Genomic DNA, 16,165 nt, shown 5'->3' on the forward strand with positions numbered 1-16,165 from the left:
AGAACTACAAAGTAAATATCTATATTCATATGATGAAAGAGAAAGGTGATGAAGATGAAAAAATGGCAAGCATCTGTATTGGTTTGCGCTAGTCTGGTCTGTCTATCAGCTTGTAAAAATCAGGCAACAAGCCAAACTGATAAGCAGAGTGGAGACAAACAAGGGCAAGTTAGCTCTCAAACTGCAAAAAAAGGAGAAGAAGTTCCAGACTTTGAACTCTTGGGAGTTGATGGTAACACTTATCGCCTATCCGATTATAAAGGCAAAAAGGTCTATCTCAAATTTTGGGCTTCATGGTGTTCTATTTGCCTAGCTAGTTTGCCTGATACAGATGAACTGGCAAAAGAAGCAAGTGATGACCATGTCGTTTTGACAGTTGTTTCTCCTGGTCAAAAAGGAGAGCAAGCAGAAGAAGCCTTTAAAAAATGGTATCAGGGTTTGGACTATAAAGATTTACCAGTATTGCTAGATCCTTCGGGACAACTTTTAGCGAGTTACGGAGTTCGTTCTTATCCGACTCAGGCCTTTATCGATAAAGAAGGCAAACTAGTCAAAACCCAGCCAGGTTTTATGGACAAAGAAACTATTTTACAGACGCTAAAAAGCATAGATTAGAGGCTCATCATGAATGATAAATTAAAAATAATTGTATTCATAGGAATCATCATTTGCATTATTATTGGATTTTTATTTCTTTTAGAAAAAAGGAGCGCAAGTTACACAGATACCACTCAAATCGAGAAGGCAGCAGTTAGTCAAGGACAAAAGACCAAGAAAAAAACTGAGCCAAGTAAAGATGCTGACCTACATGATATCTATCTAGCGGGAGGTTGTTTCTGGGGAGTCGAAGAGTATTTTTCACGAGTAGCAGGTGTGACAGATGTTGTTTCGGGCTATGCTAATGGTAGAGGAGAAACAACCCAGTATGAATTGATCGGCCAAACCGGGCATGCTGAGACTGTTCATGTAACCTACGATGCCAATCAAATTTCTCTAAAAGAAATCTTGCTCCATTATTTCCGCATTATCAATCCAACTAGTAAGAATAAGCAAGGAAATGATGTGGGGACTCAGTACAGAACGGGAATCTACTATAAGGACGAGCAGGACCTAGAAGTCATCAATCAAGTCTTTGGGCAAGTTGCTCAAAAGTATGACCAGCCTTTAGCGGTTGAAAAGGAAGCCTTAAGCAATTTTATCGTGGCTGAGGACTACCACCAAGACTATCTCCAGAAAAATCCCAATGGATATTGCCATATCAATGTCAATCAAGCAGCCTATCCTGTTATTGATGCGAGTAAATATCCAAAACCGAGTGACGATGAATTGAAAAAACTCCTCTCTCCTGAGGAATATGCAGTGACTCAAAATAGTCAAACAGAACGGGCCTTTTCAAATCGTTACTGGGATAAATTTGAAGCAGGTATTTATGTGGATGTAGCAACTGGTGAACCACTCTTTTCTTCGAAAGATAAATTTGAATCGGGCTGTGGTTGGCCAAGCTTTACCCAGCCTATCAGTCCAGATGTTGCAACCTACAAGGAAGACAAGTCCTACAATATGGTCAGAACTGAAGTCAGAAGCCGAACAGGGGATTCCCACCTAGGCCATGTCTTTACAGACGGACCTCAGGACAAGGGAGGACTTCGCTATTGTATCAATAGTCTATCCATCCGTTTTATTCCTAAGGATCAAATGGAAGAGAAGGGTTACGGTTATTTGTTGGATTATGTAGAGTGAACTTGATTTTATAAAAAAGAGTTTACTAGAAATCCATTTTAATTCATAAGAAGTGTAGAATTTGAATTTTAGAAGCGGTTGGGCAATTTAATCGAACGTGTTGGGATTACTCCCGCAAATCTTTCAATACTGAAAACAGGTAAGACTAAAGCCATATGTTTTTCAACGCTTGAAGCTATTTGTAAAGAACTAGGGTGTCAGCTAGATGATTTATTGGAATATCAACCAAATTAAAAATGTTTGATTTATAATGAGGCTTTGATGCTTTTAGATTATCTGGAAGGAGAACGAGTTCTCGCTAAGAATGATCTGATTTTGAAGAAGGCCTGGTTCAGCAAGATGACTAAGCAGATGCGCTATCAGGACCAAGATAATAAACTCCTTGCTCCTAACCAGTGGGACTATGTCCGTCCATTGACGGATGAGGAAGCCAAGACTCAGCTAAATTCTGTAGATGACCTAATCAAACATAACATCATCACCAATAGGCATTATCAGGGAACTTACAGACCAGAAGAACTCAAGACAGCTTATGTCAATGTCAAGATGGTAGACGCTATCTATGGTGGAAATACAAGTCAGGGAGCTCCAGGAGCCATCTCCTTCAAGCATAATGCCTTCCGTATGTGGGGTTATTATGGCTACGAAAATGGTTTCTTAGGTTATGCTTCTAATAAATACAAGGATGAGGCCTTAAGCGAGGGACGTGACACCCTTGGGGATGATTTCATTATCCAGAAGGTTTCGAAAGGCAAGTTCCAGAACTTGGAAGAATGGAAGAAGGCCTGGTTTGATGACATTATTGCCAAGGCAAAACGAGGAATCCATAGTTTTGAAATTGATGGTCAGCAAATTGATTCTTATGAGAAATTGCAAGACTTGTTTGACCAAGCAGTAGAAACGGATTACCGAAACTTCAAGTATGGAGGCTCAGTTGCCAATTATACAGTAGCTCTGAAGAAAAAAGTCTTCCAGAAGCTATTGCAGGTCACAGATGCCTTTTCATCTGAACTCTTTCCTAAAGGATAGATAAAAGTTGAAGTGATAAAAGAGTCTACTATTTTTAGATTTTCTTAGGAAGTGACATCTACTTTATCATTCTCAAAGAATAAAATTGCCAGATCTCCTGTTGGGGTCTGGCTTTTATGGTATACTTAGGATATGCATAGAAAAACAGTGATTGATTTTAGGGCTTTGGGCGAGAGATACACCTTTACCCAGCCTATCAAAGAGTTAAAAACCAGAGATTTAGCAGAAGTAGCAGACTTGCTAGCTCAAGTAGAAAGCTACCAAGAGCAGGGCTATTATGTAGTTGGTTATGTTAGTTATGAAGCAGCACCTGCTTTTGAGGAGAAGTTAGCGGTTCACGAGGGTCCCTTGTTAGGAGAGTATCTCCTCTATTTCACTATTCATGATAGTGTAGAAAAATCTAGCATTCCTCTGACTTATGAGGAGATGGCTTTGCCATCAAACTGGCAGGAAGTCACTTCTGCAGAGGACTATGAAAAGGCGATTGCCCAGATTCACCATCATTTGCGACAGGGCGATACTTATCAGGTCAACTATACTGTCCAACTCAAACAGAATTTAAGTACTAATCCTTTTGCTATCTACAATCGCATGGTAGTAGAGCAGGAGGCAGGTTACAATGCCTATGTTGAACATGACGACATGGCAGTAATTTCCATGAGTCCAGAACTCTTTTTTGAACAAAATGATCGTGAATTGACAACTCGTCCTATGAAGGGGACGACTAAACGTGGTCTGACTGATGCTGAAGATTTGAAAGAAGCAGCTTGGTTGGAGCAGGATCCCAAGAATCGTTCAGAAAATATGATGATAGTGGACCTCTTGCGCAATGACATGAATCGTCTGTCTGAGGTGGGAAGTGAGCATGTGGAACGTTTATGTCAGGTGGAACAGTATTCAACGGTTTGGCAGATGACTTCGACCATCAAGAGTCAGTTACGACCAGATATTGACCTAGTAGAAATCTTCCGTTCACTCTTTCCATGTGGTTCCATCACAGGAGCACCCAAGATAGCGACCATGGAAATTATCAAGGACTTGGAGCCCCAACCCAGAGGAGTTTATTGTGGAACTGTTGGTCTCTTGCTTCCCAATGGCCGACGGATTTTCAATGTGGCTATTCGAACCATTCAACTGCATCGAGAGCAAGCCATCTATGGAGTAGGTGGAGGCATCACTTGGGATAGCACTTGGGAGTCAGAATACCGTGAAGTCCAGCAAAAGGCTGCTGTTCTTTACCGAAAACAGCCTCGTTTTCAGCTGATTACGACAGGGAAAATCAGCCAGAAAACTTTGCTCTTTAAAAATCAACATCTAGAAAGATTGCAAAAGGCTAGTCGTTACTTTACCTTTCCTTTTAATGTAGAAGACTTGAGACAAAAGATAGAGGAAGAGAGTCAAGCTTGTGACCTCCATCAAGACTACCGTTTGCGAATCAGTCTCAATAAGTCTGGAGAAATAGAAATTGATCGACAAGTATTGACACCACTTAGTTCGGGCTTCTGTCAGGCTAAACTTTGTCTGCAAGAAGCTGATTTGCAGCAGGCCTTTACCTACTTTAAGACGACACACCGACCGCATTTGACAATGGGAGAGCAGGAAATTATCTATCACACTACTGATGGAAAATTGCTTGAAACCTCTATTGGCAATCTGGTTTTGAAAATGGATGGGAAACTCTATACACCGCCAAGTCAACTAGGTCTTTTACCAGGGATTTATCGTCAACACTTGCTTGAAAGCGGACAAGTAGAAGAGAAGGTCTTGACCGTAGAAGATTTGAAACAGGCAGAAGTCATTTATGCTTGTAATGCAGTTAGGGGCTTGTATGAGTTATCCTTGAAGGAGAACTAAATGAAAATAATATTTTTACATGGCCTAGGTCAGTCAGCAGATAGTTGGAAAGAAGTTCAGGATTTTCTTGCAGATTATCCAAATGAAGCCCTAGACTTATTCCCTTCCGGAGTTGGGACATACCAAGAAGCCAAGGAGCGCATTTATCAGCGCTTAACAGTGGAAACAGAACCTTTTGTCCTAATCGGTTTGTCCTTAGGGGCTGCCCTTGCATTGGAGCTTTCAAGTTCTGAGATACCAAATCTTCAGGCCTTGGTTTTGTCAGGTTGCCCACTGAAACTAGCGGGTAACATTCCTTTTTACATTCAGTTGCTGATATTTAAACTACTCCCAAAAAGGATATTTGAGAAACAGGGAGCAGATAAGGCTCTTATGGTTGGAGTTTCTGAGGAATTAAAAACACTTGATTTAAGAGAGATTGCACGGAATTGTCCCTATCCAAGCTTGTTAATTTGTGGTAGTCAGGATAAGCCTAATCTCAGTTCAATGAAAGCTATTCAAGAACTGATGCCAAATTCCCAGTTTCAGATCATCCCTGACGGCCCTCATGTCTTGAATAAGGCAAAACCAAAAGAGTTTGCAGAAATAACTAGAAGTTTTCTTGAATTGCTGAAATAAGTTTGATAAAATAATAATGAAAGTGATAATATCATAAAGGAGATAAAGATGAGTCAAAAGATTATTGGGATTGACCTTGGTGGAACTTCTATCAAGTTCGCTATTTTAACGCAAGAAGGAGAAATCCAAGAAAAATGGTCTATAAAGACTAACATTTTGGATGAAGGAAGCCATATCGTAGACGATATGATTGAAACTATTCAACACCGTTTGGGCTTGCTTGGATTGTCTGCTGAAGATTTCCGTGGAATTGGTATGGGGTCACCTGGTGTGGTTGACCGTGAAAAAGGGACTGTTATCGGTGCCTACAACCTCAACTGGAAAACTCTTCAACCAATCAAAGAAAAAATGGAAAAAGCCTTGGGGATTCCATTCTTTATCGACAATGACGCTAACGTGGCAGCTCTTGGTGAGCGTTGGATGGGTGCCGGTGACAACCAACCAGATGTTGTCTTTATGACACTTGGTACAGGTGTTGGTGGCGGTATCGTAGCAGAAGGTAAATTGCTTCACGGTGTTGCAGGTGCTGCTGGTGAGCTAGGCCATATCACAGTTGATTTTGACCAACCAATCGCATGTACTTGTGGTAAAAAAGGCTGTCTTGAGACAGTAGCTTCAGCGACAGGTATCGTTAACTTGACTCGTCGTTATGCAGATGAGTATGAAGGTGATGCAGCCTTAAAACGCTTGATTGATGACGGAGAAGAAGTAACAGCTAAAACTGTCTTTGATTTGGCAAAAGAAGGAGACGACCTTGCCTTGATCGTTTACCGTAACTTCTCACGTTACTTGGGTATCGCATGTGCCAACATCGGTTCAATCCTAAACCCATCAACAATCGTTATCGGTGGTGGTGTATCAGCTGCGGGAGAATTCCTTCTTCAAGGCGTGCAAAAGGTTTATGATGAAAATACCTTCCCACAAGTGCGCACAACAACTAAACTAGCTCTTGCAACACTAGGAAATGACGCTGGAGTTATCGGAGCTGCGTCACTTGTCTTGCAATAATGCACATGAATCAAGAGCTTGGATATTGATCAAGCTCTTTTTAAGTTGAAGTTGTTAGAATAAAGTAATAGCTCACTAATGATAGGAGGAGTTTTGGATGAATACTGCAGAGCAATCCATGGTTGATTTAGCCTTGTCTATTGCTAGGCAAGCTCATGAAGGGCAACTGGATAAGGCAGGAGTAGATTATATAGAACATCCAATCTATGTAGCAAGCCAAGTTGATACTGAAGAAGAAAAAGCAGTGGCTCTGTTACATGATGTTATTGAGGACAGTTCTGTTACTGCTGAAGAGTTACTAAATGCGGGTTTACCAGAGACAGTAGTTACAGCCATTCAGATTTTGTCAAAGAAAAAGGGGCAAGACTATCAAACATATCTAGAAAATGTGAAATCTAATCCCCTAGCACGCGTTATCAAATTAGCAGATTTGAAGCATAATTCGGATTTATCGAGACTGAGTTCTGTCACTGACAAGGATTTGGAACGATTAGAAAAATATAAAAAGGCCATCGATTATCTGAGTATGTAGAAAAGATTTTTTATGCTATACTAGTTAAGACAATAATTGAGGTGAGAGTAAATGACAAAAGCAGATACGATTTTTAAAGAGAATATCGAGCGAATCTTGAATGAGGGTGTGTTTTCCGAGCAAGCTCGTCCCAAGTATAAGGATGGAACAGTAGCTAACTCCAAGTACATCACAGGTGCTTTTGCGGAGTATGATTTGTCTAAGGGTGAATTTCCAATCACAACCTTGCGACCAATCGCAATCAAATCAGCCATCAAGGAAGTGCTTTGGATCTACCAAGACCAGACAAATAGCCTAGAAGTACTCAATGACAAGTACAATGTTCACTACTGGAATGATTGGGAAGTGGGAGACACAGGTACTATTGGGGAGCGTTATGGGGCTGTTGTTAAGAAGCATGATATCATTAACAAGATTCTCAAACAGTTAGAAGCCAATCCTTGGAACCGTCGCAATATCATCTCACTTTGGGATTATCAAGCTTTTGAGGAGACAGATGGCCTTCTGCCTTGTGCCTTCCAGACCATGTTTGATGTCCGTCGTGTGGATGGTGAGATTTATCTGGATGCGACTTTGACCCAGCGTTCTAACGATATGCTGGTGGCTCACCACATCAATGCCATGCAGTATGTGGCGCTTCAGATGATGATTGCTAAACACTTTGGTTGGAAAGTTGGAAAATTCTTCTACTTCATCAATAACCTTCACATTTATGACAATCAATTTGAACAAGCTCAGGAATTGCTTCATCGTGAGCCGTCAAACTGCCAACCACGTTTGGTCTTGAATGTACCAGATAAGACCAACTTCTTTGATATTAAAGCAGAGGATTTTGAGTTGGTTGATTATGATCCAGTCAAGCCACAGTTGAAGTTTGACTTGGCAATTTAATACTCTCTGAAAATCTCTTCAAACCACGCTAGATTCCTAGTTTCCTATTTGGTTTTTATTGAGTATAAAAGAATAGAACAAAAGAAGTTGAGAAAAAATCTCAACTTCTTTTGTTGCTTAGTGTGATACGCGACGACGCGCTGCTTTCTTACGATTTTCTTCGATGAAAGCTGCTTTTTGTTCTTCTGGTTCGATCACTTTCTTTTTAACTGCGTATACTGCACCTGCAACTGCAACGACAGTTCCTGCAATACCTGTTACAAGACCTTTAGCGAATCCTTTAGCCATGAGTATTCCTCCTTTAACTTATAAATCAGCCAGCTACCTCAAGAGGTCGCATTTTTCTGACTGACCTTTTTGTGATATAATAATAGTAGCGAAAAAATGGGAATTTTTCAAGGAAAAAAGATGAAAACAAAAATAATTGTGATTGTTGGACCGACTGCAGTTGGAAAGACAGCTCTAGCCATTGAAGTTGCCAAGAGATTTAATGGCGAAGTTGTTAGTGGTGATAGCCAACAAGTCTATCGAGGGCTAGATATCGGAACGGCCAAGGCTAGTCCAGAGGAGCAGGCGGCTGTTCCTCATCATTTAATCGATGTTAGAGAGGTAACCGAGTCTTACTCGGCTTTTGATTTTGTTTCAGAAGCTAAGGCGGCCATTGAGGATATTCAAAGTCGAGGAAAGCTAGCTATTATTGCTGGTGGAACTGGGCTTTACATCCAGAGTCTACTAGAGGGCTATCATCTAGGTGGAGAGACACCTCATGAGGATATTTTAGCCTATCGAGCTAGTTTGGAGCCATATACAGATGAGGAATTAGCCCATTTGGTGGATCAAGCAGGCCTTGCAATTCCCCAGTTTAATCGTCGCCGTGCCATGCGTGCCTTGGAAATTGCCCATTTTGGTCAAGACTTGGAAAATCAAGAGACCTTGTATGAGCCGCTGATTATTTGCTTGGATGATGAGCGCAGTCAATTGTATGAACGGATTAATCACCGTGTGGATTTGATGTTTGAAGCTGGATTATTGGATGAAGCTAAGTGGTTGTTTGACCATTATCCAGATGTGCAGGCTGCTAAAGGGATTGGCTATAAGGAACTTTTTCCTTATTTTAGAGGGGAGCAAAGTTTGGAGGAGGCTAGTGACAATCTTAAGCAGGCGACTCGTCGTTTTGCCAAGCGCCAGCTAACCTGGTTCCGCAATCGCATGCAGGTGACCTTTTATCAGATAGGAGAATCTGGTGTAAAAGACCGTATTTTAAACCAGATTGAGGAGTTTTTAAATGATTGAAACGGAGAAAAAAGAGGAGCGAGTCCTGCTGATTGGTGTTGAACTCCAGGGCATGGATAATTTTGACCTCTCCATGGAAGAGCTGGCTAGTCTGGCTAAGACGGCTGGTGCAGTCGTAGTCGATAGTTACAGACAAAAACGTGAAAAATACGACTCCAAGACCTTCATCGGCTCTGGTAAGTTGGAAGAAATTGCGCTCATGGTGGACGCAGAAGAAATCACGACAGTCATTGTCAATAACCGTCTGACACCACGGCAAAATGTCAATCTAGAAGAAGTTCTCGGGGTCAAGGTTATTGACCGTATGCAGTTGATTCTAGATATCTTTGCCATGCGAGCTCGAAGCCATGAAGGCAAACTCCAAGTGCACCTAGCCCAGCTCAAGTATCTCTTGCCCCGCTTGGTTGGTCAGGGGATTATGCTCAGCCGTCAGGCAGGGGGAATTGGTTCCCGTGGACCTGGAGAAAGCCAGCTGGAGTTGAACCGTCGTAGTGTTCGCAACCAAATCACAGACATTGAACGTCAGCTCAAAGTCGTTGAGAAAAATCGAGCGACAGTTCGAGAAAAACGTTTGGAGTCAAGTACCTTTAAGATTGGTTTGATTGGCTACACCAATGCTGGAAAGTCAACTATCATGAACACCTTGACTAGCAAGACCCAGTATGAGGCAGATGAGCTCTTTGCGACTCTGGATGCGACAACTAAAAGCATTCATCTGGGGGGCAATCTTCAGGTTACCTTGACTGACACCGTTGGGTTTATTCAAGATTTGCCGACAGAGTTGGTGTCTAGTTTCAAGTCGACCTTGGAAGAAAGCAAGCACGTAGATCTCTTGGTCCATGTTATCGATGCCAGCAATCCTTATCATGAGGAACATGAAAAAACGGTCCTGTCTATCATGAAAGACTTGGACATGGAGGATATTCCTCGCCTAACCCTTTATAATAAAGCGGATTTGGTGGAAGATTTCACGCCTACTCAAACGCCTTATGCATTGATTTCTGCCAAGTCTAAAGATAGTCGAGAACAGTTACAGGCTTTATTGCTAGATAAGATCAAGGAAATTTTTGAACCCTTTACTTTGCGCGTGCCTTTTTCTAAGTCCTACAAGATTCACGGCTTAGAAAGTGTTGCTATCCTCGAAGAACGTGACTACCAAGATGACGGTGAAGTCATCACAGGCTTCATTTCTGAGAAAAACAAATGGAGATTAGAAGAATTTTATGACTGATATCAAATCATTAGCTCTCAAGTATGGTGGCTATACAAGTCTAGACAAGGTTTATCTGGATCAGCTTTTAGCTGGTAGATCTGAAGAGGAGCAACTAGCTCTCATTACCCCTCCACCTAGCGTGGTTAATGCCTACTTTGCAGAACTCTACCAGAAAAAAAGTCCTCAAGCTGCGACAGATTATTTTGCGGAAGTCAGCCAGGAACTGAACCTCTACAATGCTGAGCCAAGTTTCACGGAAGAAAGCAAGCCCTTTATTCGTCTGAATCTATCAGGCAAATCTTTTGGTTTTTGCTATGAGAGAGAAGGCCTTGGTCGCATTTTCTCTGAATATGAGGAAGCAATCACAGCTGACTTACTTTTTGAAATTGCGCAAATTTTCCCCCATCAGCTAGTCTTTGAGGAGTCTGGAAAAATTTATATGAAGGCAATCGGAGAAGAGGAAGTTGTTAGCGTGGAGAGTCTGACAGCTTTGACGGATTTGGAAAGCTTGGCTGATGGTCGTAAACGTCTTAAAGGCTACAGTCAAGAAGATTTATTGCAAGAAGCTGCTGCTTTTTCTGGCAATCGCTATTTCCGATCGGAAAACCGCACAGCCATGTTATATATTGATTAATTAGAAAGTATCGAATGGATATTCAATTTTTAGGAACGGGGGCTGGCCAGCCCTCTAAAGCCCGCAATGTCTCTAGTCTCGCCCTGAAACTCTTGGACGAGATTAACGAAGTTTGGCTCTTTGACTGTGGAGAAGGTACGCAAAATCGCATTCTTGAGACCACAATTCGACCACGTAAGGTCAGCAAAATCTTTATCACCCACCTGCATGGAGATCACATTTTTGGCTTACCAGGTTTCCTTTCAAGTCGTGCTTTTCAGGCCAATGAAGAGCAAACAGATTTGGAAATATACGGACCTCAAGGGATCAAGTCCTTTGTCTTAACTAGTCTTCGTGTGTCAGGTTCTCGCCTGCCTTACCGAATTCATTTCCATGAATTTGACCAAGATTCTCTAGGGAAAATTCTCGAAACTGATAAATTCATGGTGTATGCAGAAGAGTTGGATCACACTATTTTCTGTGTCGGCTATCGTATCATGCAAAAGGATTTAGAAGGAACCTTGGATGCTGAAAAGCTCAAGGCTGCTGGTGTGCCATTTGGACCACTCTTTGGAAAAATCAAAAACGGTCAGGACGTCGTCTTAGAAGACGGTACCGAGATCAAGGCAGCAGATTATATTTCAGCACCGCGACCTGGTAAGATTATTACCATTTTGGGAGATACTCGAAAAACAGATGCTAGTGTGCGTCTTGGTGTCAATGCAGATGTTCTTGTCCATGAGTCGACTTATGGCAAGGGAGACGAAAAGATTGCCCGCAACCACGGTCACTCAACCAATATGCAAGCTGCTCAGGTAGCGGCAGAAGCAGGAGCCAAACGACTCTTGCTCAACCATATCAGTGCACGCTTCCTTTCAAAAGATATCAGCCAGCTCAAGAAAGATGCTGTAACGATTTTTGAAAATGTCCATGTGGTTAAAGACCTAGAAGAAGTGGAAATCTAGGATCTCGAGAAAGGATAAATATGTCTACTATTCTCATTACGGGTGCTAGTGGTGGTCTAGCCCAAGAAATGGTCAAACTCTTACCAGACAACCAACTCATCTTACTCGGCAGAAATAAGGAAAAACTAGTTCAGCTATACGGAAACCACCCACATGTAGAATTGGTTGAGATTGATATTACCGATGATACAGCCCTAGAAACTTTAGTAGCCGAACTCTATCAGCGTTATGGTAAGATTGATGTTCTGATTAATAACGCTGGCTACGGGATCTTTGAAGATTTTGACAAGATCTCTAATCAAGATATTCATCAGATGTTTGAGGTTAACACCTTTGCTTTGATGAATTTATCACGTTTGATCGCTTCTCGTATGAAGGAAATGCGAAAAGGCCATATCATCAATATCGTTAGTATGGCTGGTTTGATAGCAACTGGCAAGTCCAGTCTTTACTCAGCGACTAAGTTTGCGGCTATCGGTTTTTCAAATGCTTTACGTCTCGAACTCATGCCCTATGGAGTCTATGTGACGACGGTTAATCCAGGTCCGATTCGTACAGGATTTTTTGACCAGGCTGATCCAGATGGAACCTATCTTAAGTCGGTTGATCGTTTTCTCTTGGAACCTGACGCAGTAGCCCAAAAGATTGTTAAGACCATAGGGAAAAACAAACGCGAGCTCAATCTCCCTCTTTTGTTAAATTTAGCTCATAAATTTTACACCCTCTTTCCCAAGTTAGCAGATAAGTTAGCTGGAGAAACCTTTAATTATAAGTGATGAAGCTGTTTCCTTGAGGAATGGCTTTTTGTTTTAATTAGGAGAAGTTGTTGATCAAAAATAATCCCTGAAAATACTGGTAGTTTATCTCTATTTGATAGTTTTGGAGTATAATTGAGATAAGAAAGCAGATTAAAGAGAGAATAAACTCCGAGTCTAACATAACTAAAAGTATATCTATAGCCAAAGCTTATGAAGTCAAGATAAAATAGGTTTAAAAGAACTTGCCCTTTGTCGGATTGATTAGACTGAAAATTGGAGTTAGGAATATTCTTAGAATAGATGAAGAAAATAAAAAAGCCTAAGAATGTTAAAACATCTTGACATTTCATCGATTTAGAGTATAATAAAAAATGTAAAGAGCTCTTGACATTTTTTTGACGAATTGGAGGAATAGGACTATGAGAAAAATGGATGAAATGGACAGAGCGATTCAGCTACGTTCTGAGGAATGGGGTTATAAAACGGCTCTATTTGGCTTATGTGGATGGACAGTATTTAATATTTATCAATCTATTACAAAAGGCATTGAACTTGAAATGTTACCATGTCTGATTTTATGTTTATCTATTTCTATTCAAGGATTTACTCAACATGCAATAAAACATAAAATGATTGACGGTGATGAAGAGTTTAAAGAACCAAATAAACTTGTTCAAGGAGTAATTTTGATGGTTGTTATCCTTATCGTAGTTTTGGCGATTGGCATTTATTGTTTTCAGAAAGACTAATGCTGTATGAAAAATAATATCAAACAGTTAAGAAAGTCTGAAGGACTACGTCAGGAAGATATGGCAAAAATATTAGGCGTTAGTCGACAAACCATAATTGCTATTGAGAATGACAAGTACAATCCTACACTTGAACTAGCAATGAAAATTGCAAGGTTGCTACGACTACATGTTGAAGAAATTTTCATTCTAGAGGATTAAAGATATCAGATAGCATTTATTTTAATCATCTGCTCCGTAATGATGAGAGAGTTTTCCAGTTCATGGAAACTCTCTTTTTAAAGCTCAAAAAGAGTCTACTCAATTTTACCCTTGTCCATCTATATATAGTTGGTTGAATCTAGAATAGTACACTATGGATTCTAAAAAAACTTCTAGAAATTTAGTTGGCTTTCCCAATCTCTTTGTTCACACCTTAATTCAATCTATTATATCTATCGTAAAACTGGTATAAAAATTGCAAATCGAATCTTAAAATAGTATACTAGTTCTGTTAGTTATGAAAACGTTTGCGTTTTTGTTGTTGAAGATTATTTAGGAGACAATACATGGAATTAACAGCCATTTATCATAGACCAGAATCAGAGTATGCATATCTTTACAAAGAAGGTCAGCTACATATCCGAATCAGAACCAAGAAAAATGATGTCCAGCAGGTTATCTTGCATTATGGAGATCCCTTTATTTTCATTGAGGATAAGTATGAAGCAAATAAAGAAATGACCAAAGTAACCTCAGATGCCCTATTTGACTATTGGCAGGTTACGGTATCGGTTGATTTTGCACGGATTCAGTATCTCTTCGAGCTCCTTGATAAAGAAGGTCAAGGTGTTTTCTATGGTGATAAGGGTTGCGTAGAACATACTCAAGAAAACTTGGATGCTGAAGGCAATGGTTTCAAGCTTCCTTATATTCACGAAATCGACGGATGTCAGGTTCCTGACTGGGTTTCAAATACCGTTTGGTATCAGATTTTCCCAGAACGATTTGCTAATGGAAATCCTAATCTGACTCCAGATGGAGCTCGAGAGTGGGATGCTGCCATTGCACCTAACATGGATGATTTTTTTGGTGGAGATTTACAAGGGATTATTGACCATTTAGACTATCTTAAAGATTTGGGAATCACTGGACTTTACCTATGTCCGATTTTTGAAGCAACGACCAATCACAAGTATGATACGACGGATTATTTTGAAATTGACCGTCACTTTGGAGACAAGGAAGTCTTTCGTAATCTAGTCGAGGAAGCCCACAAACGTGGTATCAAGATTATGCTAGATGCAGTATTTAATCATATTGGCAACCAGTCAGTCCAATGGCAGGATGTTCTAAAAAATGGAGAAAAGTCACCTTATAAAGATTGGTTCCATATTCAAGAATTCCCAATTACAGAGGATAAACTGAAAAACGCGAGAGAACTCCCTTATCATACCTTTGCCTTTGCTAGTTATATGCCTAAGTTAAATACAGCCAATCCTGAAGTCAAAGACTATCTTTTAAGTGTTGCGACCTACTGGATTGAGAATTTTGATATCGATGCTTGGCGCTTGGACGTTGCCAATGAAATTGACCATCAGTTCTGGAGAGATTTTAGAAAGGCAGTTCTCGCTAAAAAGCCTGATTTGTATATTTTAGGTGAAATCTGGCATACTTCTCAGCCTTGGCTAAATGGGGATGAGTTCCATGCGGTCATGAACTACCCGCTTTCTGAAAGTATTAAAGATTATTTCTTGCGTCAGCATAAAAAGACTGACCAGTTTATTTCAGAAATCAATAGCCAGTCTATGTACTATAAGCAACAAATCTCAGAGGTTATGTTTAATCTTCTGGATTCTCATGATACAGAACGTATCCTCACAACTGCCCAAGGAAATATCCAACACGTCAAGGCAGCTCTAACTTTCCTCTACCTTCAAAAAGGGACTCCTTGTATCTATTACGGAACAGAGCTGGCCCTAATTGGTGGACCAGACCCTGACTGCCGTCGTGTCATGCCTTGGGAGCGTGTTTCTGAAGACAATGACATGCTGAATTTCATGAAGAAACTAATCCAAGTCCGTAAGGAAGTGGCAAGTATTATCCAGCATGGTAATTATCGCTTGGAAGAATTGAAACCAGATGTTTTATCCTTGAAGTGGAACTACCAAGGAAAAGAAGTTCAAGCCATCTTCAATCAGTCTACAGAAAATGTTATCTTAGACAAGGATTCTGTTGATTTAGCGAGTCATTGCCATCTTAAAGATGGACAAGAGGTTATCTTACCAGCTGGATTTGTAGTTATTATTTCTGAGTAAAAAGGATTAAAATAATGGCACTCAAGGAAGTTTATGAGTATTTTCGTCACTATGATAAGGAAACTTATCAGGTTGTCGCCTGCATGGGCAATGAACCATCGGAGGAAGATGTTCAGGATTTTGAAAATCAATACGGCATTCGTCTGCCAGAAGATTTCAGGGAATTCACCATGTCATCTCTGGGAGGTCTCTTTATGGAGGTCAAAGAAGAGATATGGCCAAGAGCCAAGGCTTACGATGTAGCACCATTTTGGACCTTCTGTCGAGGTATTAATGTCTTGGGAATTGCAAATGGTATCCCAGACTTCTTAGACATTCGTCTTCAAACAAAGGAATTACACGCTCTGGGCTTTGTGGATTATATCCCATTTCTGTCTATCGTAGGTGATGGAGATGTGATTTTCTGCTTTGATAAGAACAATCACATAGTTGCTCTAGACTGGTATAATAGTGGCGAAACTGAAGAGCTTGAATGTGATTTTTCAGAGCTTTTACTTCATCAAATTGCAGAGCTAGAAGAGCGTAAAAATGAGATGGTCAAGCTTTTGGAAAAGGGGAAATCTAGTCAATAATCTATAAGGAAATATCGGTTTTATAGTCCGTAA

General features: G+C 40.6%; 19 protein-coding genes. 18 read left to right on the plus strand and 1 reads right to left on the minus strand.

Annotated features, from left to right (window positions below; genetic code table 11):
- Positions 1-54 precede the first annotated feature (54 nt).
- The 9 genes from QM917_RS00975 (at position 55) to QM917_RS01015 (ending at position 7,672) form a co-directional block, all read left to right on the plus strand.
- On the plus strand, positions 55-615 hold the full coding sequence (locus tag QM917_RS00975; protein ID WP_414284393.1) for a TlpA family protein disulfide reductase: 561 nt from the start codon (positions 55-57) through the stop codon (positions 613-615).
- 9 nt (positions 616-624) lie between these two features.
- The gene (gene msrB, locus QM917_RS00980) at positions 625-1,740 is read left to right on the plus strand and encodes a peptide-methionine (R)-S-oxide reductase MsrB (protein ID WP_414284394.1); all 1,116 of its coding nucleotides are present in this window, start codon (positions 625-627) and stop codon (positions 1,738-1,740) included.
- Between the two features lie 78 nt (positions 1,741-1,818).
- Positions 1,819-1,974, plus strand: a complete 156-nt coding sequence (locus tag QM917_RS00985) for a helix-turn-helix domain-containing protein (protein ID WP_414284396.1) — start codon at positions 1,819-1,821, stop codon at positions 1,972-1,974.
- 24 nt (positions 1,975-1,998) lie between these two features.
- Positions 1,999-2,769 (plus strand): ZmpA/ZmpB/ZmpC family metallo-endopeptidase, encoded by a 771-nt coding sequence (locus QM917_RS00990; protein ID WP_414284509.1) that lies wholly within the window; start codon positions 1,999-2,001, stop codon positions 2,767-2,769.
- A 132-nt stretch (positions 2,770-2,901) separates the two neighbouring features.
- On the plus strand, positions 2,902-4,623 hold the full coding sequence (gene pabB / locus QM917_RS00995; protein WP_414284397.1) for an aminodeoxychorismate synthase component I: 1,722 nt from the start codon (positions 2,902-2,904) through the stop codon (positions 4,621-4,623).
- Positions 4,624-5,241, plus strand: a complete 618-nt coding sequence (locus QM917_RS01000) for an alpha/beta fold hydrolase (RefSeq protein WP_414284399.1) — start codon at positions 4,624-4,626, stop codon at positions 5,239-5,241. It begins immediately after the preceding gene.
- 48 nt (positions 5,242-5,289) lie between these two features.
- Positions 5,290-6,249 (plus strand): ROK family glucokinase, encoded by a 960-nt coding sequence (locus QM917_RS01005; protein WP_414284400.1) that lies wholly within the window; start codon positions 5,290-5,292, stop codon positions 6,247-6,249.
- Between the two features lie 97 nt (positions 6,250-6,346).
- A complete protein-coding gene (locus tag QM917_RS01010; RefSeq protein ID WP_414284402.1) occupies positions 6,347-6,781 on the plus strand; it encodes a GTP pyrophosphokinase in 435 nt (144 codons plus the stop codon).
- A 51-nt stretch (positions 6,782-6,832) separates the two neighbouring features.
- Entirely contained in the window at positions 6,833-7,672 is an 840-nt protein-coding gene (locus QM917_RS01015; RefSeq protein WP_414273985.1) for a thymidylate synthase, read from the plus strand.
- A 117-nt stretch (positions 7,673-7,789) separates the two neighbouring features.
- Here the strand turns inward: QM917_RS01015 and QM917_RS01020 are convergent, their stop codons facing one another.
- The gene (locus QM917_RS01020; RefSeq protein ID WP_414284404.1) at positions 7,790-7,960 is read right to left on the minus strand and encodes a DUF3042 family protein; all 171 of its coding nucleotides are present in this window, start codon (positions 7,958-7,960) and stop codon (positions 7,790-7,792) included.
- Positions 7,961-8,080: 120 nt separating this feature from the next.
- On the opposite strand from QM917_RS01020, the gene miaA reads away from it, so the two are divergent.
- The 9 genes from miaA to QM917_RS01065 all read left to right on the plus strand — a co-directional run bounded on the left by miaA (position 8,081) and on the right by QM917_RS01065 (position 16,132).
- Complete coding sequence (miaA, locus tag QM917_RS01025; RefSeq protein WP_414284406.1) at positions 8,081-8,965, plus strand: tRNA (adenosine(37)-N6)-dimethylallyltransferase MiaA; 885 nt, start codon at positions 8,081-8,083, stop codon at positions 8,963-8,965.
- Positions 8,958-10,196: a GTPase HflX gene (gene hflX / locus QM917_RS01030; protein WP_414284408.1), complete on the plus strand. Its 1,239-nt coding sequence runs from the start codon at positions 8,958-8,960 to the stop codon at positions 10,194-10,196. Before miaA ends, hflX begins: the two co-directional genes overlap by 8 nt.
- Entirely contained in the window at positions 10,189-10,812 is a 624-nt protein-coding gene (locus tag QM917_RS01035) for a cystathionine beta-lyase (protein WP_414284409.1), read from the plus strand. The genes hflX and QM917_RS01035 overlap by 8 nt, the downstream gene beginning before the upstream one ends.
- 14 nt (positions 10,813-10,826) lie before the next feature.
- The gene (gene rnz / locus QM917_RS01040; protein ID WP_414284410.1) at positions 10,827-11,756 is read left to right on the plus strand and encodes a ribonuclease Z; all 930 of its coding nucleotides are present in this window, start codon (positions 10,827-10,829) and stop codon (positions 11,754-11,756) included.
- A gap of 20 nt (positions 11,757-11,776) precedes the next feature.
- Positions 11,777-12,532 carry an SDR family NAD(P)-dependent oxidoreductase gene (locus QM917_RS01045; RefSeq protein ID WP_414284412.1) on the plus strand — a complete coding sequence of 252 codons (756 nt, stop codon included), beginning with the start codon at positions 11,777-11,779 and terminating at the stop codon, positions 12,530-12,532.
- A gap of 401 nt (positions 12,533-12,933) precedes the next feature.
- Positions 12,934-13,263, plus strand: a complete 330-nt coding sequence (locus QM917_RS01050; protein ID WP_281334814.1) for a hypothetical protein — start codon at positions 12,934-12,936, stop codon at positions 13,261-13,263.
- Between the two features lie 6 nt (positions 13,264-13,269).
- Positions 13,270-13,464 (plus strand): helix-turn-helix transcriptional regulator, encoded by a 195-nt coding sequence (locus QM917_RS01055; RefSeq protein WP_006148098.1) that lies wholly within the window; start codon positions 13,270-13,272, stop codon positions 13,462-13,464.
- A gap of 347 nt (positions 13,465-13,811) precedes the next feature.
- Positions 13,812-15,560: a glycoside hydrolase family 13 protein gene (locus tag QM917_RS01060; RefSeq protein ID WP_414284413.1), complete on the plus strand. Its 1,749-nt coding sequence runs from the start codon at positions 13,812-13,814 to the stop codon at positions 15,558-15,560.
- A 14-nt stretch (positions 15,561-15,574) separates the two neighbouring features.
- Entirely contained in the window at positions 15,575-16,132 is a 558-nt protein-coding gene (locus QM917_RS01065) for an SMI1/KNR4 family protein (protein ID WP_414284414.1), read from the plus strand.
- Positions 16,133-16,165: the final 33 nt, after the last annotated feature.

The organism is Streptococcus infantis, assembly GCF_047460685.1.
GTDB classification, from domain to species: Bacteria; Bacillota; Bacilli; order Lactobacillales; family Streptococcaceae; genus Streptococcus; species Streptococcus infantis_AD.